Below are 20,995 nucleotides of genomic sequence, written 5' to 3'. Positions count from 1 at the left end.
TCCATGCACAGGTACGTGGAGTGCATCACAATCCACCCCTCACGATTTGCCGATACTCTACCCTTGCGTAAGGGTAGGGATCAGTTCCTACCGATTCATACCGCGCGTGTACGCGGGCCGTGCGATGCCCATCGGGCTCGACGAGAAACAAGCCTTCGGGCGCAGCGATGCGTCCACTTTCCACGTGCAGACAGTTCTGCCTGGACGTACAAGATCGATGACGAATGGAGAAAAGTGAGTCAGCCAACCGAGCACGGGTCACCGCCGGTCACCGCCGCCGAAGAACGAATCACCACCGTGATGAGCGCCCTGAAGTCCCCCAGGATTCTCGAGACCGAGGTTCTGGCCGGTCTCGTCGTCGCACTGGCATTGATTCCCGAGGCCATCGCGTTCTCCATCATCGCCGGAGTCGATCCCCGCATCGGACTGTTCGCCTCCTTCACGATGGCCGTGTCGCCGTCGGACTGCTGATCATGTTTCTGCTGCCCAAGCTCACCACCATCGTGCCGGCGCCCTTGGTGGCCATCGTGTTGCTGACGGTCGCGACCGTCGTGTTCGCGCTCAATGTGCCGAAGGTCGGCGACGAGGGCGAGCTCCCCCGCAGCCTGCCCACGCTGTTCTTCCCTGACGTCCCCCTGAACCTCGAAACCTTGCGAATCATTGCCCCGTACGCGTTCGCCATGGCCATCGTGGGCCTGCTGGAGTCGCTGCTCACCGCAAAGCTCGTCGACGATGTCACCGATACCCACTCGAACAAGACCCGCGAGAGCTGGGGCCAGGGCTGCGCCAATGTCATCACCGGCTTCTTCGGCGGCATGGGCGGCTGCGCGATGGTCGGCCAGACGATGATCAACGTCAAGGCCTCCGGCGCACGCACGCGGATCTCGACCTTCCTCGCCGGCGTTTTTCTGCTCATCCTCGTCGTCGGGCTCGGCGACGTCGTTGCACTCATTCCGATGGCCGCGCTGGCCGCGGTGATGATCATGGTGTCCATCGGAACGATGAACTGGCACAGCATCAGACCGAAGACGCTGCGACGCATGCCCAAGAGCGAAACCACGGTCATGCTTGCGACAGTCGTCGTCACCGTGGCCACGCACAACCTCGCGTACGGAGTCGTCGTCGGTGTCGTCACGGCGATGGTCCTCTTCGCCCGGCGTGTCGCCCACCTGACCGACGTGACGAAGGTGTCCGAGGCCGACACCGACAACGACGGCCTCGTCGACACCCGCGTGTACCTGGTGACAGGCGAGTTGTTCTTCGCCTCGAGCAACGACCTGGTCTACCAGTTCGACTACATCGACGACCCGAAGAACGTCATCATCGACCTCAGCGGCGCCCACATCTGGGATGCGTCCACCGTCGCGACGCTCGATGCCATCACCACGAAGTACGCGTCGAAGGGCAAGCACGCCGAGATCATCGGTCTCGACGCCGCCTCGGCCGAACGGCACGTCCGGTTGAGCGGCAAACTCGGGGACGGGCACTGACGCGATAGATGTTCGAACGCAAGACTGAATCCCATGCAACCGAGCCAGCAGCAGTCGCACAGAATCTGCGCCGGTGAGAGACCGAGAGCACCACGATCCCCGGCACGCCGAGGGATCGTGGTGCTGTTCGACTGTCAGCCCAGGAGTTGCTCCATCCGAGCAATCTCGTCTCGCTGAGTAGTGACGATGTTGCGCGCCATCTCTATTACATCAGGGTTCGATCCGTCCGAGATTTCGGATTCGGCCATCTCGATCGCCCCTTCGTGGTGCTCGATCATCATCGTCAGCCACTCACGATCGAACTCGGCGCCCGACAACGTCGTCAGCGAGGCCATGTCCTCATCGGACATCATTCCGCTGCCGGAGCCGTGATTCATACCGCCCATGTCAGGCATGCCGCCCATGCTCGGCGCCGGCCCCGGCTGGCCCCACTCTTCGAGCCAGGTGACCATCTGGTCCATTTCGGGCTGCTGCGCGGCTTCGATCTCCGCGGCCAGAGCGATCAGCTCCGGGTTGTCGGTCCGCCCGTCGACCATCTCAGCCATCTCGATCGCCTGTGCGTGGTGCGGGTACATCATCCGAGCGAACATGACGTCGGCCATGTTGAAGTCCGCGTCGACCTCCGCGGTGTCCATCGACGGCATTGTCGACATCGACGATGGGTCCATCGGTTCCGGCGAGTCGCTGCTGCATCCTGCGACGAGGCCGACACCGAGCGTGGCGGCGGCGATCGAGGCGAAAAGTTGTGTACGCATGTGAATCTCCTTGCGAGTTGAGGTTATGACAGGGAATGGGCGCTTCCTGTCACACTCGCAAGGTCACTGATTCGTCCAATCCCTGCAGACTCCACGGGGGCGCGCGGCCGAGATACGAATCGACGTCGCCGGCGGCACCGTCCGACGCAATCGGTCGCACATCGATGCCGACGGCCGGGGCAGGCATCGGCACCGCAGGCCACCACGTCACAGTGCCCGCGCACGGATGGATCATTTGATGCCCCGATGGGCAGTCATGTTCACCGTGTGCGACCGGGTCCGTCTGGTGGTTCAGGTCTTCCTGCGCGCATCTGCCGGAATGCCCGTCTGCCGAAGCCGTAGGCGCCACCGAATGCATAGTCAGCACACCGAACACGACGAGCACGATCATCGGCAAGTACGCCGCGACGCTTCTCCGGCTCAGTGATCGCACGCCTTCGACGATACCAAATGATACCCCTAGGGGGTAATCACACGACAAGAGTGGAAGCCGATTCGCCGTCAACTTCACTGCGCGAGCGAGTACGGACTCGCATCCGGGGACCGGCAGTGGCCGTCGCAGTTCCGATGGTGGCGCCCGCCGCCCTGGCGTCACCGACCCCACGATCCGCGAAGTAAAGTTAGGATAACCACACTCGATTGTCAGTCGCCAAGCCCAGGAGACCGAATGAACCCCGTTGTCACCCGCAGATCCATGCTGTCCCTTACATTCGCGACGGTAGCCGGACTGGCCGTCGCCGCATGCTCCCGCGACGAGGGCGCATCTGGCGGCTCGACATCGCCGTCCACCGGCGCCGAGCCTGGCGCTTTTCCGGTGACGATCGACCACAAACTCGGGTCCACCACCATCGACACCGCACCGGTCCGGATCGCCGCGGTCGGCATCGGCGATGCGGACGTACTGCTCGCATTGGGCCTGACACCCGTGCTCGTCCCGGTCTGGAACGGCTCCACCGACGATGGAATCGGTGTGTGGGCTGAGCCCGCCATCGACGGTGAAGACCCGGCCGCGCTCGCGAACGCCACCACCGACTTCGATATCGAGACCATTGCGGCTGCGTCGCCCGACCTGATCATTGCCGTCAACAATGCGATCGACGAGGACACGTACGCCCAGCTCAGCGCGATTGCACCGACGATCTTGCACGCGGCCGACCAGACGGATTGGGTGCTGCCGTGGCAGGAAGTGACCACCAGGATCGGCACCGCCGTCGGATTGCATGCTGCAGCGGAGACCGAGGTACGTGATGTGGACGCGCTGATCGCGCGCACTCGCGACGAGAACCCACAATTTGTCGGCAAGACCGCCGTTCTGGTGATCCGCTGGAGTGACGGCAACTTGAGGGCGTTCAGCCCGGAATCCGCACGCGCACAGTTGTTGACAGCGCTTGGTTTCGCTCCGCCTGTTGCTTTGGCGTCGAGGTTCGCCGGCAAACTCAACACCGAACTGTCCGCGGAGAACTACAGCCTGCTCGAGGCGGACTACCTGCTGTTCGACAACTACGAACGGTCGCGGGCAGAGATGGAGCAGCAGGCGGTGTTCACCTCGCTCGACGTGGTCCAGAGCGGGGGACTGATCGCGCTCGACCCGATCGTCAGCGATGCGGTCTCGATGCCGAACCCGTTGACCATCCCGTTCGTGCTCTCGGAGTTCGTCGAGCAGATCAACGCGGCAGAGGCCACCAGAAGTCGATAGACCTGGACCACCACCAGGTGAGCAGCGTGACCACCGCTGTGACGGCAGCGGCAGCAAGCCACGGCACTGCTGTCGCGGCGTGGTCGAAGAGATATCCGATTCCCACAGTTCCTGCCAGTGCGAGGATGCCGCCGATGGTGCTGAGCATCCCGAAGTGAGCCCCGAGGTGTTGTTCGTCGGCGATGACGGCGAGTGTGTCGCGCATGGTCGGGACCATCAGCATCTGCCCCAGATACAGCACAGCAACCCAGCCCGCCAGAGCGAGGTAGGACGTTCCGACGGGCACAGCGGGAATCACGAACGACGCTGACATCAAGGCCATTCCGCCGATGATCGCCACACGTCGGCCGAGCCGATCAGCGACCCGCACCATCGGACGCTGGCCGACGATGACCAGCACTGCGGCGCCGACGTAGAACCAGCCGAGCGCGCTCTGCGATCCCACGGTGCGATCGAGTTGCTCGGGAAGCATCAGGTAGAGCTGAGCGATCGCTACGAACTGAATGCTGCACAGCGCAGCGAACTTCATGAACGTCCGGTTGGTGATCACCGTCGCCCACACCACGCCCAGCGGCACCGGCCGCGATGTCGCATCCCTCGCCGGGAAGAGGAAATAGAAGCACACCCACAACCCGGCGAACAGTGCAGCAGCGGCGGCGGCACTCACCGCGAACGGGAACACCAGGAGCACGGCACCGAGCGCCGGGCCGATCACCGTACCCAGTCTGCTGGCCATCTGCTCCCACCCGAACAACTCGGTGCGACGTATGACTCCGTCACGTTCGAGCTCACGGCCGAAATCTGCGTTAGCCGATTCGACGGCCGGCGCGAACAGAGCTGCCGCGAAACCGATCGACAAGACTCCGAGAACGACTGCCGCTGTATTGTCGGCCACTGCGAGAATCGCGAATCCGATGATGCGGACAGCGATGCCCCACAAGATGACCGGCCGTCTTCCCAACCGGTCGCCGATGCTGCCACCGATGAAGAACATGCCTTGCTGACTGAAGGTCCGCAGTCCCAGAACGAGGCCGACCATCGCGGCGCCGAAGCCCAGGTTCTCCGACATGTGCACGGCGAGATACGGAACCACCAGATAGAACCCGATGTTGAACAACACCATCGAAGCCAGCAACAACTTCACCACCGCTGGCAGCCCGCTGGCAGGGAGCCGTCGGCCGAATTCGAGGCGCACGAGCGACAACACTATGGAACGGCCGTGACCGCAGTCCGACACGGGTCACGATATCGCCCCAACAGTCCACCTCCGACGACACTGCCCGTCACGACCCGCCCGGCGTCGTCCCGGTACCAGTTGTCCATGCCGTCGTGGGTCCAGATCATGCGGGAGTGCGCATCGTCATGTCGGCGGACGTAGTCCTGCTCCACTTCCGGCTTGCATTTCCACGGCGCCGAGTCCCTCGCGAGCCATCGTGCCGATCAAGTCGACGATGTAGCGCACCTGGCATTCTGCGATGGTGATGTAGCTGCCGCCGTGCCCCAGAACGGTGCCGGGGCCGCAGGTGATGAACAGGTTCGGGTAGTCGGGAACGGTGATGCCGAGGTGGTTGCGCCCCCACCTCCGATGACCGACGAACTGCCCGACCCACTGCACGTTCGCCGTCGAACGTTTCTCGGTCCGTTGGTGCGCGCGGAGTCCGCGGTCTCGCACGGCGGCGCAGGGCTGCTCGGTAGCTACTCGGTTGCGGGACTCTCGCGGGCGCCGTACATCATGAACCCCTACCGACGACGGCACCGGTGAGCAGGCTGTCGAGGCCGCGCTCGAACACAGCGTCGCCATCGAAGGCCGACAGATTCGACGTCAGCGACTTCAGGATGGAGTAGCCCGGCCCGTTCAACGACCGAAGCGCCAGCCTCACCAGATCCTCCGTGTCCTCGGGGTGATCTCGGGACTCCTGCTGCTCGATGAGCACATGACCGCGTAGAAACGAGAAGAGATTTCGATAGAGGGTCAGGGCGTCGGCTGGCGCGAACCCGTTCTCGGTGAGCAGCGCCAGCACCGAGCCCAGCACTGCGAGGGTGCTGCGGGAGTGAAGCCCGAGCGGTGTCGACTGCGGCCGCGTCACCATGAGCACAACCACTTTGGGGTGAGCCAACGCCGCACTACGATAGCTTCGAGCGAGCACCCGAAGCTCGAAATTCCAGTCGGGATCGGCCGGATCAACCTCCGCCACAGTGGAGAGAACTGCTTCGGCGACAGCGTCGAGAAGCGCTGCCCGATTCGGAATATGCCGATACAACGTCATCGGATCACAGCCGGCTATCCGAGCGAGGCCACGCATCGAAAGGCCTTCTATTCCGTCCCTGTCTATGACGGACAACGCGCACGCAACCACCGACGCGCGATTCAGTGGGCCTCGGAGTAGATAGGGGGACAATGATATTGGGGGTTCGGAATCGAGCATCAAACACCGTCTTCCACGAAAATCTGTAAAACAGCGACAAAACAGGGTTTCCGGTATCAAACAAAACCTTCCGATACAACTCGATTTGACATTGACTCGGAGACATGCACCTGATCCACTGTAGTTCTACACCGTATTCATGCGGGAAAGTCAAAGAAAGGAAAAGAACCCCTTTCCCGACAGCGGAACCCTACCGTGGGCCTGCGCCATCGCGGCTCTTTTGTATCGCCTTTAGTGCGAATACGCAGATTCACTTTCTGACACCTTTACTGTGCGCGCCAGTCGTCTGCAGTCGCCACCGCCTCGCCCGGAATCTGTCCATGTCCAGGTTTTCCGCGCCAATTTCAATTTGCTGCAGAAGGTCTTTGCAGTATTTCTTCTTCCCGCATAAAGGACCCGCCCAATGCATCGGAGAACCGTCACCTCCCCTCCCTCGGCACGCCGCATCAGACGGAAAGCTGCTCCATTCACAGCTGTCGTGGCGGTCGCCGCTGCCGCATTGTTGGTTGTCACCAACGGCACCGCGCAGGCGGCCATACCGACCGTCGATCTCGGAACAGCTGAGAGTTACGCAGTCCTGGCCGGCACCACGGTGACAAACACCGGACCGTCCGTTGTATCCGGGGATCTCGGCGTTTCCCCGGGGTCGGCTGTGGTCGGTTTCCCTCCGGGCATCGTCAACAACGGTGTAATTCATGCCGCGGATGCCGCTGCCGCACAGGCACAAGCAGATCTCACCGTGGCCTACAACGATGCAGCGGGTCGCGTCCCGCCGACCGCACTCCCTGTCGATATCGGCGGTCAGACCTACGTCGGCGGTCTGTACAAAGCCGATTCCTCACTTGGATTGACCGGAACGGTCACTCTCGACGGCGAGAACGATCCGAGTTCCGTGTGGATATTCCAAATCCCTTCGACGTTGATCACCGCTCCGAATGCCTCGGTCAATCTGATCAACGGTGCAGACGCATGCAACGTGTTCTGGCAGGTCGGCAGTTCGGCCACCCTGGACACCGGCACAACATTCGTGGGCACGATCTTGGCGCTGACTTCGATCACCCTGAATACCGGAGCCATTGTTTCCGGCAGTGTTCTCGCCCGCAACGGCGCAGTAACCCTGGATACCAACGTCATCACCCGGCCATTGTGCGACGTCATCCCAACAACCACCACGGAACCGACCACGACGACCGACGAGACCACAACGACGGACGAAACAACCACCACCACAGACGAGACCACCACAACCGACGAAACAACCACCACCACAGACGAGACCACCACAACCGACGAAACAACCACCACCACAGACGAGACCACCACAACCGACGAAACAACCACCACCACAGACGAGACCACCACAACCGACCAGACAACAACCGACCAGACCACCACGACCACCACGGGCCCGACCACCACGACCAACACCGCTCCAATCGTCATACCGCCAGTGATCATTCCCCTTCCGGATATTCCGGGCGTACCACCGGTGATCACGATCCCGCAGATTCCCGGCTTGCCCAATGTTCCAGGAGCACCGGAAGCACCGGGCGCGCCAGGAGCACCAGGTGGGCCAGGAGCACCGGGTGGGCCGGGAGCACCAGGTGGGCCAGGAGCACCAGGAGCGCCGGGCGGACAGATCACGCAGGTACCTCAGGGCCCGGTGGAGACCGGTGATGGAAGTACCGCCGTCCATGCCTCGGCCGACGGCGCGCCCAACGGCACAGCAATCGCGATGGTGGTCACATCTGCCGCCGTCGGTGCCGGGATCCTCGCAATTCGCCGCCGACGCTGATCAACCATGAAGATGACACCACTCAGGCGTAGCGGAAGTCCTGAACGCAGCTCCCACGTGGTGACCCGGTTCAGGGTCACCACGGCGGGGGCTGCGGCCGCGGTGATGCTCATGGTGGCGCTTGTCAGCGGATGTGCGGGTGCACCGGATTCGAGTCCTACGGTGCCGTCGGCGACCTCGCCGACGACCTCACTGAACGAGCAGGCGAGCCCGGGTACTACAGGTGAACTGGGTGCGCCGGCGCTACCTCCCGGCGACGAGGCGCTTGCACAGCCGAACGGCGAGGCGCTTGCTCAGCCGTATGATGCCGCCGCAGCCGCCCCCGTCGCATCCTCCGTTCCGGTCCGAATCCAGATACCGTCGATCGGGGTCGACTCCGACCTGATGGGGCTCGGGCTGCAATCCGACGGCACAATGGAAGTCCCGCAAGGCGGGTTCCCCGGTGGTTGGTACACCGGCTCACCGACACCTGGCGAACTCGGCCCTTCCATCATTGCGGGCCATGTCGACTGGGGCGGAAGTCCCGGGGTTTTCTACCGACTGCGGGAACTTGCGAGCGGCGACTCCATCACGGTCACCCGCGAGGACGGCAGCGTGACGGTGTTCGTGGCAACCGACATTCGGCAGTATCCGAAGGCCGAGTTCCCGACGCAAACGGTGTACGGCGATATCGATCATGCTGGTTTGCGTTTGATCACGTGTGGGGGCGCCTTCGACAGCAGCGCCTCGAGCTACGACGACAACATCATCGCCTATGCCGCCCTCTCCGAAACGATCATCCCGTAACGCAGCTTACGAACCGGCCTTACACGTCGCCGAATCGATCAGCTAGTTCACGGTTGATCTCGACGAAACGCTCCAGGAAACGGCGCTCATCCAGTCGCTTCCGGCGCAGCCACGTGGTGACCTCGGCATTGCACTTGCTCGCATTGCACGACGGGCACACCGGAACGACGTTGCCGAGCGTGTAGCGGCCACCGCGCGAGATCGCCTGGACGCAGTCCTTCTGCATCGAACTCGCATCAGCACCGCAGTACGCGCAACCACCCCACGCCTGCTTGATTGCGCCCCATTGAGCGAGAGTGAGGTCATTGTCGGCGGTCGCCACTCGCTTCTTTCGCCGACGATCGGCACGCGCTTTTCGACTTCGAGCGACAACCATGCGGCCACTCTATTCGCGCGATGCCCAGCAAGCCGATCGCGGTAGTAGCCGGCCTCAGTTCGACGGGGCGTCGCGATGGGTCACGGGATGCTGACTGAGGATCGAAATCCGGTTGAACGCGTTGATGATCGACGCCGCATGCAGGAGCACTGCGAGCTGGTCGTCAGAGAGTTGCCCGCGGATGCGGGCATAATCCGGATCGGCGAGGTGGTCGGTTGCGACGTTTGTGACGGCCTCGGCGATTTCAAGCGCGGCCCGGTCGATCTCGGAAAACACCTCGGTCTCCCGCCAAGCCGGAAGCACACCGAGTTGCTGAGCGGTGACGCCTTCCTTCACCGCCAACCGGGTATGAAGGTCGAGGCAGAAAGCGCAACCATTGATCTGCGAGGCACGCACATTCACCAGTTCCAGAGTTGCGCGGCTCAGGCCGATCTCGGCAGCCTTCGCACGGCATTCGCGTGCCGCGGCAACGAGCGCCTTGTAGATCTCGGGCTGCTGCTTGTCTGCGTAGATACGACGGTCGTCGCTCACTGGGCCGGCGCTGCGTTGTCGAAGTCGTCGTCGACGAGCACGACGGTCCGGTCCGCGCGGTCGAGGATCGATGCGGCGATCGACGCCCGGTAGCCGGAGGCGCAGTGCACCCAGATTTCGCCTGCCGGTACGTCGCCGACGTGGTGCGGGAGCTGGTGCAGAGGGATGTTGACGGCACCGTCGAGGTGTCCGTCGGCGTATTCGGACTCCGCCCTGGTGTCCAGCACTACGATGTCGCGCTCGGCAGCGGCTGCGGCGAGACCGTCGAAGTCGGAGACGCTGTAGGAACGCAACTCCTTGTCGCCGACGAGTGAACGGACGTCGCCGACGGCCGATCCGGATGGGCTGTCGATGCCGATGCGGGCCAGTTCCCTGGTGGCATCCAAGATCTGATCCGCATCCTCGCCGATCAAGGTCAGCGGGGCGCCCCACTCGTAGAGCCAGCCGAGGTAGGTGACGAAGCTCTCGGATAGTTCGAATCCCAGGCTGCCGCCGACGTGTCCGGCGGCGAATGCGGTACGAGCACGCAGGTCGACGACCCATTCACCGGCGTCGATCCGGCTGCGAAGAGCCTGCGGGTCCACCGGTTCGGGCATCGACAGGTCGATGGGTCGCGGTCCTGCGGTGTTGATGACACCCATGTGCGCGTAGTAGGCGGGATACGCCCCCAGCCCGGCGATCAGCTCGTCGACGTAACTCTTTTCATCCTGTGTCAGAGCGGGATTCGAGTTCTGTTGTTCGCCGATTGTCGAGGAATCCCCAGTGGTGGGGGTTGCCGAGCAGAAGCTGCCGAACCCGTGGGTGGGGTACACCTCGGTGTCGGATGGCAATTCGTCGGCGATGCGCCGCACGGAGTGGAACTGAGCGTGAGTGAGCTCGTCGGTGTGATCGGATCCCAGCAGATCCGTGCGGCCGGTTGATCCGTAGAGCATGGAACCTCCGGTGAACACCGCGACGGGCTTGTCTGCGGCGTCGCGCAGTACGTAGCTCACATGGTGATGCGTGTGCCCAGGAGTATGCATGACCTGCAGAGAGAGCCCGCCCACCGAGACGATGTCACCGTCGGCCACCGCTCGTCGCTCGTACTCCACCGGATCGCCTTCGGGGACGACGTACTGCGCCCCCGTTGCGCGGGAGAGCTGCAGCCCGCCGGTGACGTAGTCGTTGTGGATGTGTGTTTCCAGAACGTGCGTGATCCGGACGTTCTTCTCGCGGGCGAGGGCCTCGATGCGGTCGATGTCTCGTTGCGGGTCGACCACGGCGCCGGCACCATCATGGCTGATCAGGTAGCTGCGATCACCCAGGCTCGACGTCTCGATGATGGCAATGTCAGGTTCCAGTGTGGTCATGGTGGTCCTCTCAGGCGAGAAACTCAGGCCAGTGCGAGGAAGAGCTTCTCGAGTTCTGCTTCGGTCATGGGTTCTTTGCTGTCTGCGGCCTCACCGCTCATGCATTCGCGCAGTCCGGTCGCGACGATCTTGAAGCCCGCTTTGTCCAGCGCACGCGATACCGCGGCGAGCTGGGTGACAACGTCCTTGCAGTCGCGTCCGTTCTCGATCATCCCGATCACACCAGCCAACTGGCCGTGGGCGCGTCGCAAACGGTTCAGTACGAGTGCAATGCTGTCTTCGTCGCCGATCATGATGTTCTCCTTGTTGTATCCGGAAGTTTGTATCCGGAGCCCCCAGCGTACCCCTGGGGGCATAGTTCTCGTTATCCCAGGAAAATCAGGTCGACGAGGATGTAGCCCGCCACCAGGAAGACCAGGTACGCGAACCATTTCCGCAGCCTGTCTGCGTCGATACGCTCACTGAACCGGCCTGCCAACAGCGACCCCACCACCGCCGCCCCGGCGAACAGACCCGTCAGCAGCCAGTTGCCGCCGAGTCCGTCCGCCTGAGCGATAAGCCCGGCCGCCGAGTTCGCGACGATGATCACCAACGACGTTCCGATGGCGATGCTCATCTCGATCCCGAGCAGTAGTACCAGCGCCGGGATGATCAAGAACCCGCCGCCGACTCCGAAGAGTCCGGTGAGGATTCCGACGACGAATCCTGTTGGAATGGCCCGCGGTGCGCAGCGTCGCCAATTGATCTTGGACTCCCCTGTAGAGCAGGCTGTTCCGACATTGTCGTTGCTGGTCAGCATCCGTACTCCCGCGACGATCATCACCACTGCGAACCCGGCCAGGACGGCCGCGTCGGGCAGCTGGCGACCGATGATGCTGCCGAGGAGCGTTCCCGCGATGCCGGTTACAGCGAAGACGCCCGCGAGCCGCCACTGGATCCGATGTGCCCGCATCTTGGATACGGCGCCGGTGGCCGCTGCGATTCCGACGACGAGGAGCGACGTCGGAACAGCCTCGGACAGGGGAAGATCGAGCGCATAGACCAAGACCGGGACGGCCAGGATCGATCCTCCCCCGCCGAGCAGCCCGAGGAGTACCCCGATGACAGCACCGAACAGCAGCGCCAGCGCCAGAGTCATCAGGAAGCGGAACTAGCCTGGCCACCGAGCGCGTCGATAGCAGCACGCAACTTGGCAGTCGCTTCGTCTGCTACCTGGCGCAGCCCGGGTTCACCGGTGACCTCGACCATGATCTCGGGGTTCATCGCTTCGACGATCACCGCTCCCGGTGTTGCGGTGTCTTCACGGACAACCACATTGCATGGCAGCAACAAGCCGATCTGCGGCATGACGCCGACTGCGCGGTGTGCCAGGTTCGGGTTGCAGGCGCCGAGAATGCGGTACTTCTCCATGTCCTCGCCCAGCTTCGCTTTGAGCGTGGCCTGCATGTCGATCTCGGTGAGAACGCCGAAGCCCTGTTCGGACAAAGCCGCGGTGACCTTCTCGATGGCGGTGTCGAACTCCGTGTCGGCCAGTGTGGTGGACAGTGCGATGTTCATGCTTCTCCTTGCAGTCGGTATTTCAGTGCGCGAACTTGATCGACGGCAGAATCTTGCGCAGCCAGGCTGGCGACCACCATGCTGCGTGCCCCGTCAGACGGAGGAGCACAGGTAGCAGAATCAACCTTACGAGCAGTGCGTCGAGCAGAACCGCGACGCCGAGGATGATGCCCATCTCTTTCGGCGGCAGCGGGTCGGACAGAGCGAAAGTGAAGAACACCGCAACCATCACCGCTGCCGCGGCGAGGATGACGCGTCCCGAGTGCGCAAGTCCGTCCACCTGTGCAATCCTCGCATCCCCGGTGCGTTCGTAATGCTCTTTGGCTGTGGCCAGCAGGAACACCGTGTAGTCCATCGCTATCGCGAAGATCATCGCGAAGAAGAACACCGGTCCCCACCCGTTGAGGAACCCCTGCGGAGTGAAGCCGAGCAACGAAGCGCCGTGACCGTCCTGGAAGACGAGCTTGGCTACACCGAATGCTGCGGCGGTGGAAAGCAGACTGACCGACGTTCCCAGGATGGCTATCAGCGGTGCCTGCAATGCCACGAGCAGCAACAGGAACCCGAGCACGAGGATGACTCCGACGACCAGGGGCAGGTAGTCGTTCAGTGCCTGCTGGAGATCGAGGTTCTCCGCGGGTGCACCACCCACCAGCGCCGACTCGGGGAGTTGGGTACGTAGGTCGTTCATGATCGTGCCCATCGACTCGTCCGAGGGATCCACCGTCGGAATTGCCTGCAGCAAGGCGTAGCCCGAGCCGTCGGTAGCGACCTGCGGCGGAGTGACCATAGCGATGCCTTCGACCTGCGATGCGGCCGCCGCGGTGGCGTCGGCATCGGCTGTGGACGAGACGATCTGGAGCGCACCGGGCGCACCGTCGCCGAACTGCGTCTGGACCAGTTCGTATCCCTGACGCACCGGGGCATCCTCCGGCACCACGGAGATCGACGGCATTGCGACCTTCAAGCCGAGCACCGGCAGAGCAAGCACGATCAGAATTCCCACCGAGGCGACCGCGAACGGGACCGGATGCTTGTGCAGCAACTCACCCCACGCCGCGAACTTCGGTGAACGGTGCGTCTGACGCTTTGCATAGGGCAGGGAAACTGCGTTGACCTTGTTTCCGAGGCCACCCAACGCCGCGGGGAGCAACGTCATGGTCGCCAGGAGCACGAAGGTGACGGCCAGCATGATCCCTACGGCCATGGTTCTCACCGCAGGTGCAGGCACCAGAAGCACCGCCGACAGGCTGACCAGCACAGTGATTCCGGATAGGACAACGGCTTTGCCCGCCGTATCCATCGTCACGCCCACGGCCGTTCGGGCATCGGCTCGCTTCAATGCGTCACGGAAACGAGCGACGATGAACAGCGCGTAGTCGATACCCAGCGCCAGGGCGAACATCATCGCGAAGTTCATGGCCCACACCGAAATCGGAGTGACACTGTTGAGAAGAACGAGCCCGCCAGCCGATGCGACGAGACCGGCGATGGTCAGCAGCAAAGGCAATCCTGCCGCGACAAGCGAGCCGAACGCGAGAATCATGATGGCCAAAGTGACGGGCCAGGAGACCAACTCGGCAGCGATCATCGCGTCGTGGTTGGCCTTGTTGAAGTCCGACCAGAGGGCTGACGAGCCTGTCGGATAGACCTCGATCCCGTTGCCCGACAATGCCGTCAGCTCGCCCTTGACCTCGTCGACGGCGGCAACCATCTCGTCGGTGGTGCCGTCCGCGCCAGCGATGAGGATGCCGGTACGGCCGTCGGGGCTGATCGTCATGCCCGGTTGCGGCGGAATGATCTCGCCGAAGCGGTCATCGGCGGAGAAGATCGCGGTGGCATCTGTCAGCGTCTGCTGCACGGCCGGATCATCGATCGTTGCGTTGTCCGAGTGGACCACCACCTGAACGGCAGCCGACGAGTTTCCACCGAAGTGCTCCTGCGCTAGTTCGCGCACCTGCACGGACTCGGAGCCGTTGGCCTGCCATCCCGCGCCCGCCAGGGACGTGAACACGGACGGGGCGAAGGAGCCCAGCACAACCAGCACGAGCAACCATGTGCCGAACACCCAGCGGCGTCGGTCGACCATGACACCACCGAGGCGACCCAGCAGGCCGGGTGAGGTGACTTCGGCCGGTTTGGGCCGGTCGAGCTGCGTATACATCTATCTCCTTATACGGGCATGGGTATATTGACGAGCAAAAAAAATTGGGCGGCTCAGCGACGAAAGAACGAGCGCTAGGATTCCGCCGGCGCACAGGAGCAGCGCTGCTGCTCCGGAACATTCAGTCCGCATCCCGACCACGTCGTTTTTCGGCATCGATTGCAGGCAACGGCTTGACACATAGCAGACCTCCTTGTCCAGGGCGTGTCCTCACTGTGCCATATACCCTAGGGGGTATGCAAAACGGGAGCTCCTTGATCGTCACAACACCGCCTCTTGTTCACAACCGAAGCTTGCGCTGTAGAGAGGCGGACGGGTTGTGACTACCCAGGTGAACGGGTTTCAGACAGACTTCCTCAGCGCAGATATGTACCGGTCGGTGAACACTCGCTGGACAAGGCGAGCGATTGGACCGCCGATCCGCGTGTACCACCTACCCGCACGCGAGAACGCAGCGATGTCGACGTAGACACCGTCGTCCGACGGATCGAACTCGACGACGAACAACTCCTCACCCATCTCCGGGTGCCCGGGCAAAGTTCCGTAAGCAAACCCCGACCGATTGCCCTCCGCCACAACGTAAACGACGCGGCACGGAATCTTCACCGGCCCCAACGATAGGGTCACGGCGGAGTCCACCTCAGCAGTCGGTGTCGACGCCTTCACACGCAGCCCGACTCCGCGATGCATGTCCCACCTCGACAACGCTGCCGCGGCAGCATCGAAGGCAGCTCGGCCGGTGCCGATGCGAACCCTCCGCTCGACGTGATGAAACCCGGCCGGTAGCGGGCCGCGAGTGCCGCCGACCTCGTTGTACGTGAAGTCCATGGCACCAGCATGCCAGGGGTGGTGCTGGCAGCTCGCTATACGTCCGGGGACCAACGCTCCGTCAGATAGCCGTGCAGGAGCTCGACTACAGCCTCCGAGCACAAATGCTCCGGATACGTGATCGCCTGCAGCGTCAGACCATCGATGAATGCGTGCAGCTGGGCCGCCGACCGCTCGTCGATTTCAGCACCGAATACCCCCTCCGCCGATCGCGGAAGATCGATGCCTTTCAAGTGCGCCCACGCCACTCTGCACAGATAGCGTTCACCGAACCATCCCGCCGTCTTCAACGTTGCAAGGCGATCATCGAAGCGGGCCCGAGTGAGAGCCTCGAGCCACACACTCACCTCGACCGAGCGGTCGTCGTCGAGCGGAAGCATCTCCTCGAGTACCCGCTGGGCGCGCGCGAGCCCATCCCCCTCGTCAGGATGGCTTTCGAGTCTCGCGACTATTCGCGATGTCATAGCCTGAGCTGCAAAGATGAGCAGTTCGCTCTGGTCGGAAAAGTAGTGCCTCAGCGAACTCGGCGAGACGCCTGCCTCGGCGGCCACACTGCGCACTGTCGCGCTGTTCATGCCGGACCGCGAGATCACGCGCCAGACAGCGGCCACTAGCTCGGCCTTCCTGGCGTCGTGATCGACAATTTTCGGCACGTGATGTTCCTAGCACAATCGCTGTTCGTGTTTTATAGTACAGCTGTGCGAAATAGCGCTCGGGGCAGATCACCACACCGTTGTTTGCGGTCGGCCTCGCGCTGAGCGAAGGGAAAATCATGGGCAATTCGGCAATTCGTTCCGTCGCCATCATCACGGTCGGAGCCATCCTGGCTGCCTTCTTCTGGGACCTGGACGTTTTCTGGTTTCAGGGCGGCCCCATCGGACTGTTCCTGATTGTCCTCGGGCTATGGGACCTCTGGGAAGCCCGACCTGGCCGCCCGCCCCGACGGGGAATCTTGCAAGAACTTCGCGACGAGGTAGTTGGGCCGATCCGAAATGATCTGGACGACAATCAAGACCGGCACGATCGGTAGTCCTCGAGCAGGCCCAAGTAGGCATCCAGCTGCGCTGCCCCGTTGAGCAGGTTACGACTACGCGCGGAGAGTCGGTCCTGCCACTCGTCAAGGAAGACTGCCAACACTGCCGCTCCTCCCGCCTCGCGAAGCGAGGAGACGAACTGCGCGATTCGACGCAACGGGTAGCCACCCCGGCGCAACTGACGTGCGACCTCGGCGTCGCGCACGCACTCGGCGTCGTACATGCGGTATCCCGTGACTCGGTCGCGACGAGGGTGCACTATTCCCGCAGATTCCCAGGTGCGCAGGGTGGCAGCGTGCATGCCGAGGCGCCGGCCAAGCTCGCCGACCGTCAGCGACTGACCTGCGGCCGACCGAATTGCGGTGACCGTGAGTCCGCCGAGGGCTGCCGCCGACTCGGCTCTCCTCGCACGTTCGGTGTGCAACTCGACGTGAGCGAGATCGATGAGCCGGTACCCCGCATCGGTGTCGCCGCGGTTGACCGCCCGCAGAATCTCCACTGAGCGCTGATAACCGTGGCCTCGGCGAAGTGCGAGGAAGGTGCGCAATGCTTGGGCGTGGACCGGGGTGTAGCTCCGATAGCCCGACTCGCTCCGCGCTGCCGGCGGGAGGACGCCCGCGTCCTCGTAATTGCGGATCGCCTGCGTCGACAAAGCGTGTCCCCTCGCCAGGTCGACGGGTCTCATAAATCACCTCGGTTTGAAGCTTTTCGGACAGATACCTGTACAACAACCAGAAAGCCCCAATGGAGCACTCAACGATAGCGTCGAAGGCAGCCAGAAGGGAACAATCATGTCAATCTCACTGCTCGACATCGCACGACAGGTCGACAATCCAACGAGCCTCGGCGCTGCCATCGACGAACTCCTCGCCGATCAGCCAGTGAGCCTGCTCGGCCTCGGCGAACCGACCCATGGGGTTGCGGCGTTCCCGTCGCTCCGCAATGAGCTGCTTGCGTGCCTTGTCACCCGGGGATTTCGGTCGGTAGTACTGGAGACCGACAGTTTCGCCGCATCGATCGTCGACGAGTACGTATGCGGTGGCAACGTGCTTCTCGACGAGGTGCTTGCCACTGGGTTCAGCCATGGATTCGGCGCGCTACCGAGCAACCGCGAACTCGTCGAATGGTTGCGCGATCACAACTCCGGTCGGGCTCCTCAAGATCGAGTCCGTTTTCGCGGCTTCGATGCGCCGGTCGAGTATTCGGGTGCGCCGAGTCCGCGGACTGCACTGGAATCACTGATCGGTTGTCTCCCATCAACTCTCCTGCCCGACTCCATCCGCGACCTCGATGCGCTCATCGGAGACGAAGCCGACTGGACCAACCCGGCCGCCATGTACGACGCGTCGGCCTCGATCGGCAGATCCGATCGAGTCCGACAATTGCGCATCATGGTCGACGAGCTAGCCGAGATCCAGATCCACTCGGAACTGGCTGTCCCCGAGGCAGATCAGGTCGTCCGGACCGCACTAGGCTTGCTGGGCTATCACGAGGCGATGGCGACCCCAGGGCCCGATCGCATGGACAGGCTGCTCAGCGTGCGCGCCGAGATGATGGCCGAGAATCTCCTCGCCATCGTCACCAAGGAGGAACGCGGATCCACACTGGTGTTCGCGCACAACGCACATCTGCTGCGCGGACCGGTCGACGGCGGCTGGGTCAGCGCCGGCGCTCTGGTCGGGCAGGAATTGGGTTCGAGCTACATGTTCATCGCAACCGACGCCAACCCCGACAGCAGACCCGGCACGCTCGCAGGATTGCTTTCCGACGCCACCGCCCGCCGCGCTCTGTTCTCGACTCACGCTCTCCTCGAAGTCCTCCCGCCGACGGTGGAGGTGGGCCAGCCGATGCTCCCCGGCCACCTGCCTCTGAAGCCGGCAGACTTGGATGGGGCAGACGCGGTTCTATTTCTCTCGGAAGTCGACGCGCAGCGACACCAGTACTGGTAGTCGAGCAGGGCTGGCCCTTCTATCAACTGCCCAACGCGGGCCACCGGACGGCGGTAATTACCTGCCACAGTGGATCCTCGGGCCCGATGTCGAAGGTGCATTCCTGCGGCCTGGGGTCGGGGACGAATGCCCACAGCAGCGCTCCAGCCGTACCGGCGAAACGTTGGCCCGTGATCTTGGTTTCGATGCTCGTGGCTCGCTCACCGATATCCTTGCATGACCCCGCATTTTCGCCGATCTCGGCGACCAGCAGCGGTTTACCGACGTCCGACGACTGGGCTATGCGTCGCGCAAGACCGTTCCATTGGTCACCGGGCAGCGGAACGCCGTCGGCGCCGTAGTCGTGATACTGCAAAACGTCGACGAATGGCGACTCTGCTAGGTATCCGTATTCGTCGCCCTGACTCCCGCACTGTCCACCACCTGTCAGTCCCGCGGTGATCAGCGTTTGCGAGTCGTGGGCGCGCAGTCCGGCGCCTGCCGAGTCGAAGAAATTGCGCAATATCGCGGCCGCGTCGGGTGCGCAAGTGCGGGTCCACCATGAGCACGCGGCATCTGTGCAGGTACTCGTCTCCGGTTCTCCGATCAACTCCCAGGCGGCCAGCACTGGCGAGTCCTTCCACCGATCGACAGCGGTGTTCATCCACTGTTCGAAACTGAGCAAGGCCGGCGCCGTTGGCGGGGCGGTCCAACCGTCCACGTACCACTGCCGACCCTTGAATACATCGCCTTCGCATGCCCCGTCCTGGGGGGCCAGCACGGGGATCAGCAGTTGATCGTGAGCTTCCGCGGCGGCGAAGACGGCGTCCATGGGTCCGAAGTCGAGTTGCCCGGTGAAGCGGTTGATCGCGAGCGCTTGAAACGCGTTGAACCGCGTCAGCGAGTGAGCCGGCAGAGCGGAGAAGAAGCTGTCGAGATCGACCATGGCCCCGCAGCCGGCGTTGACCGACCAATCCGTGGCCAGTTGATAGGCGTTGAATCCGGTCGGCCACCAGGGCTCCCCGTCCAGAGATAGGCCTGCGGAGTCGGCTGCGACACGGCTGCCCGGGTCGGGCGCGGCCGAGACCGGCGCTGCGGTCGAGAGCACCCCGGTGAGGAGGATCGCCGCAGCTCCAACCACGAGCGATCGGAGAACATGGGTGCGCGTCATTGCATGAGACTAGGGCGTGTCTCCTATATGTTTTAGCCAGTTGAGAATGGTGTTGAGAGTGACGCCGGCTCTGTAGGTGATGGCGAGTTTGTCGTAGCGGGTGGCAAGTCCGCGCCACTGTTTCGCCCAGGCGAAGGACCGTTCCACAACGTTGCGGTCCTTGTAGAGTTCGACGTCAAATGCAGGTGGCCGACCTCCGTTGCTGCCGCGCTTCTTGCGAGTGTTGATCTGGGTGGACTTCTCCGGGATCACCGCAGTAATCGCTTTGGCACGTAACATGTCTCGGTTGACTCCGGTGGCGTAGGCCTTGTCGGCGAGGACCGCGTCCGGGCGAGTCCGCGGACGACCGCCACCGACTCGCGGAACGTAGATGTCGGCGAGGACCTCGGCGAGCATAGCCCCATCGTTGCGTTGGCCGCCGGTGACGATGTTGACCAACGGCCGTCCTTTCCCATCGACGGCACGATGAATTTTCGTGGTCAACCCGCCACGCGAGCGGCCGATCCCGTGACCTGCGGGTTCACCGCCGTCAGGGGCGAGATTCTTGTGATTCGACGAGGCCCCCTGTGTCCTGATCAGGGCGGGTCGTGTTTGTGGCGTGCTGATGCGCACGAGCGATCGTCGCATCGATCGACACGTTCCAGTCGATTTTTCCGGCAGCGTCAGCCTGCGCGAGCACCTGTGTCAGGATGCGGTCCCACGTGCCGTCGGCGGCGTAGCGGCGATGCCGTTTCCACACCGTCTGCCACGGCCCGAATACCTCACGAGGCAAGTCCCGCCACGCAATTCCGGTCCGGTAGCGGTAGGCCATACCCTCCACCACGCGCCGATGCTCGCCGAACGGACGCGCCCGTTTACCAGCGTTCGACGGCAACAACGGCTCGATCCGCGCCCACTGCTCATCGGTGAACACCTGATATCTCGACTTCGTCATCGCCACCAAAACAGCATGCCCGCCACTCACCCTCACGTATAGGAGACACGCCCTAGGAGACTGCTGAAATATGCGGGATATGGGGAACTGGGCTCGCGGGCGGCTGTCCCGGTCCATGAGTAACAGGATCCCCAAAGTGTGTGCGAAGACCCGGATTTCCCGTCGAAGGCAGGAA

21 protein-coding genes and 2 pseudogenes are annotated in these 20,995 nt (G+C 63.1%); 6 read left to right on the top strand and 17 right to left on the bottom strand.

What is annotated here, in order from left to right:
* The first annotated feature begins 300 nt into the window (after positions 1 to 300).
* Positions 301 to 1,490 (top strand): annotated as a pseudogene (locus tag J1M86_RS23715) (SulP family inorganic anion transporter).
* Positions 1,491 to 1,624: 134 nt separating this feature from the next.
* Here the strand turns inward: J1M86_RS23715 and J1M86_RS23710 are convergent.
* Together J1M86_RS23710 and J1M86_RS23705 are read right to left on the bottom strand one after the other, a co-directional pair.
* On the bottom strand, positions 1,625 to 2,245 hold the full coding sequence (locus J1M86_RS23710; protein ID WP_206511610.1) for a DUF305 domain-containing protein: 621 nt from the start codon (positions 2,243 to 2,245) through the stop codon (positions 1,625 to 1,627).
* Positions 2,246 to 2,294: 49 nt separating this feature from the next.
* The gene (locus tag J1M86_RS23705; RefSeq protein ID WP_307786728.1) at positions 2,295 to 2,678 is read right to left on the bottom strand and encodes a DUF6153 family protein; all 384 of its coding nucleotides are present in this window, start codon (positions 2,676 to 2,678) and stop codon (positions 2,295 to 2,297) included.
* 234 nt (positions 2,679 to 2,912) lie between these two features.
* On the opposite strand from J1M86_RS23705, the gene J1M86_RS23700 reads away from it, so the two are divergent.
* Positions 2,913 to 3,941 (top strand): ABC transporter substrate-binding protein, encoded by a 1,029-nt coding sequence (locus J1M86_RS23700; protein WP_206511609.1) that lies wholly within the window; start codon positions 2,913 to 2,915, stop codon positions 3,939 to 3,941.
* Here the strand turns inward: J1M86_RS23700 and J1M86_RS23695 are convergent.
* The 3 genes from J1M86_RS23695 to J1M86_RS23685 form a co-directional block, all read right to left on the bottom strand.
* The gene (locus J1M86_RS23695; protein ID WP_230556890.1) at positions 3,910 to 5,136 is read right to left on the bottom strand and encodes an MFS transporter; all 1,227 of its coding nucleotides are present in this window, start codon (positions 5,134 to 5,136) and stop codon (positions 3,910 to 3,912) included. The two genes, J1M86_RS23700 and J1M86_RS23695, sit on opposite strands and share 32 nt — an antisense overlap.
* 165 nt (positions 5,137 to 5,301) lie before the next feature.
* Positions 5,302 to 5,613 carry a hypothetical protein gene (locus J1M86_RS23690; protein ID WP_241260607.1) on the bottom strand — a complete coding sequence of 104 codons (312 nt, stop codon included), beginning with the start codon at positions 5,611 to 5,613 and terminating at the stop codon, positions 5,302 to 5,304.
* A 58-nt stretch (positions 5,614 to 5,671) separates the two neighbouring features.
* Positions 5,672 to 6,244 (bottom strand): TetR/AcrR family transcriptional regulator C-terminal domain-containing protein, encoded by a 573-nt coding sequence (locus J1M86_RS23685; protein ID WP_230556894.1) that lies wholly within the window; start codon positions 6,242 to 6,244, stop codon positions 5,672 to 5,674.
* Between the two features lie 526 nt (positions 6,245 to 6,770).
* Between J1M86_RS23685 and J1M86_RS26580 the strand changes: the two genes are divergently transcribed.
* Together J1M86_RS26580 and J1M86_RS23670 are read left to right on the top strand one after the other, a co-directional pair.
* Complete coding sequence (locus J1M86_RS26580; RefSeq protein ID WP_241260606.1) at positions 6,771 to 8,162, top strand: ice-binding family protein; 1,392 nt, start codon at positions 6,771 to 6,773, stop codon at positions 8,160 to 8,162.
* A 6-nt stretch (positions 8,163 to 8,168) separates the two neighbouring features.
* The gene (locus tag J1M86_RS23670) at positions 8,169 to 8,948 is read left to right on the top strand and encodes a class F sortase (RefSeq protein WP_241260605.1); all 780 of its coding nucleotides are present in this window, start codon (positions 8,169 to 8,171) and stop codon (positions 8,946 to 8,948) included.
* A 19-nt stretch (positions 8,949 to 8,967) separates the two neighbouring features.
* On the opposite strand, the gene J1M86_RS23665 is transcribed toward J1M86_RS23670, so the two are convergent.
* The 9 genes from J1M86_RS23665 to J1M86_RS23625 all read right to left on the bottom strand — a co-directional run bounded on the left by J1M86_RS23665 (position 8,968) and on the right by J1M86_RS23625 (position 16,406).
* Positions 8,968 to 9,324: an HNH endonuclease gene (locus J1M86_RS23665; protein WP_075838119.1), complete on the bottom strand. Its 357-nt coding sequence runs from the start codon at positions 9,322 to 9,324 to the stop codon at positions 8,968 to 8,970.
* 54 nt (positions 9,325 to 9,378) lie between these two features.
* Complete coding sequence (locus J1M86_RS23660) at positions 9,379 to 9,855, bottom strand: carboxymuconolactone decarboxylase family protein (protein ID WP_075838118.1); 477 nt, start codon at positions 9,853 to 9,855, stop codon at positions 9,379 to 9,381.
* Positions 9,852 to 11,204: a rhodanese-like domain-containing protein gene (locus tag J1M86_RS23655; protein WP_206511607.1), complete on the bottom strand. Its 1,353-nt coding sequence runs from the start codon at positions 11,202 to 11,204 to the stop codon at positions 9,852 to 9,854. The genes J1M86_RS23660 and J1M86_RS23655 overlap by 4 nt, the downstream gene beginning before the upstream one ends.
* A 23-nt stretch (positions 11,205 to 11,227) precedes the next feature.
* Positions 11,228 to 11,497: a metal-sensitive transcriptional regulator gene (locus tag J1M86_RS23650; RefSeq protein ID WP_075838170.1), complete on the bottom strand. Its 270-nt coding sequence runs from the start codon at positions 11,495 to 11,497 to the stop codon at positions 11,228 to 11,230.
* Between the two features lie 71 nt (positions 11,498 to 11,568).
* Entirely contained in the window at positions 11,569 to 12,342 is a 774-nt protein-coding gene (locus J1M86_RS23645; RefSeq protein ID WP_075838117.1) for a sulfite exporter TauE/SafE family protein, read from the bottom strand.
* Positions 12,342 to 12,761, bottom strand: coding sequence for a DUF302 domain-containing protein (locus tag J1M86_RS23640; protein WP_206511606.1), 420 nt, complete (start codon positions 12,759 to 12,761; stop codon positions 12,342 to 12,344). The genes J1M86_RS23645 and J1M86_RS23640 overlap by 1 nt, the downstream gene beginning before the upstream one ends.
* A gap of 22 nt (positions 12,762 to 12,783) precedes the next feature.
* Positions 12,784 to 14,925: an MMPL family transporter gene (locus tag J1M86_RS23635; protein ID WP_241260604.1), complete on the bottom strand. Its 2,142-nt coding sequence runs from the start codon at positions 14,923 to 14,925 to the stop codon at positions 12,784 to 12,786.
* 342 nt (positions 14,926 to 15,267) lie between these two features.
* A complete protein-coding gene (locus tag J1M86_RS23630) occupies positions 15,268 to 15,753 on the bottom strand; it encodes a DUF1990 family protein (protein WP_206511605.1) in 486 nt (161 codons plus the stop codon).
* Between the two features lie 35 nt (positions 15,754 to 15,788).
* A complete protein-coding gene (locus tag J1M86_RS23625) occupies positions 15,789 to 16,406 on the bottom strand; it encodes a TetR/AcrR family transcriptional regulator (RefSeq protein ID WP_206511604.1) in 618 nt (205 codons plus the stop codon).
* A 119-nt stretch (positions 16,407 to 16,525) separates the two neighbouring features.
* On the opposite strand from J1M86_RS23625, the gene J1M86_RS23620 reads away from it, so the two are divergent.
* Complete coding sequence (locus J1M86_RS23620; RefSeq protein WP_206511603.1) at positions 16,526 to 16,783, top strand: hypothetical protein; 258 nt, start codon at positions 16,526 to 16,528, stop codon at positions 16,781 to 16,783.
* On the opposite strand, the gene J1M86_RS23615 is transcribed toward J1M86_RS23620, so the two are convergent.
* Positions 16,762 to 17,472 (bottom strand): MerR family transcriptional regulator, encoded by a 711-nt coding sequence (locus J1M86_RS23615; RefSeq protein ID WP_206511602.1) that lies wholly within the window; start codon positions 17,470 to 17,472, stop codon positions 16,762 to 16,764. The two genes, J1M86_RS23620 and J1M86_RS23615, sit on opposite strands and share 22 nt — an antisense overlap.
* A gap of 106 nt (positions 17,473 to 17,578) precedes the next feature.
* Between J1M86_RS23615 and J1M86_RS23610 the strand changes: the two genes are divergently transcribed.
* On the top strand, positions 17,579 to 18,736 hold the full coding sequence (locus J1M86_RS23610; RefSeq protein WP_206511601.1) for an erythromycin esterase family protein: 1,158 nt from the start codon (positions 17,579 to 17,581) through the stop codon (positions 18,734 to 18,736).
* A gap of 22 nt (positions 18,737 to 18,758) precedes the next feature.
* On the opposite strand, the gene J1M86_RS23605 is transcribed toward J1M86_RS23610, so the two are convergent.
* Together J1M86_RS23605 and J1M86_RS23600 are read right to left on the bottom strand one after the other, a co-directional pair.
* Positions 18,759 to 19,886, bottom strand: coding sequence for a beta-mannosidase (locus J1M86_RS23605; RefSeq protein ID WP_206511600.1), 1,128 nt, complete (start codon positions 19,884 to 19,886; stop codon positions 18,759 to 18,761).
* Positions 19,887 to 19,895: 9 nt separating this feature from the next.
* Positions 19,896 to 20,820 (bottom strand): annotated as a pseudogene (locus J1M86_RS23600) (IS5 family transposase).
* Positions 20,821 to 20,995: the final 175 nt, after the last annotated feature.

The sequence above is a fragment of the Rhodococcus sp. KRD197 genome (assembly GCF_017168235.1).
Classification (GTDB): Bacteria; Actinomycetota; Actinomycetes; order Mycobacteriales; family Mycobacteriaceae; genus Rhodococcoides.
This window is presented reverse-complemented; position numbering and strand designations above follow the sequence as displayed.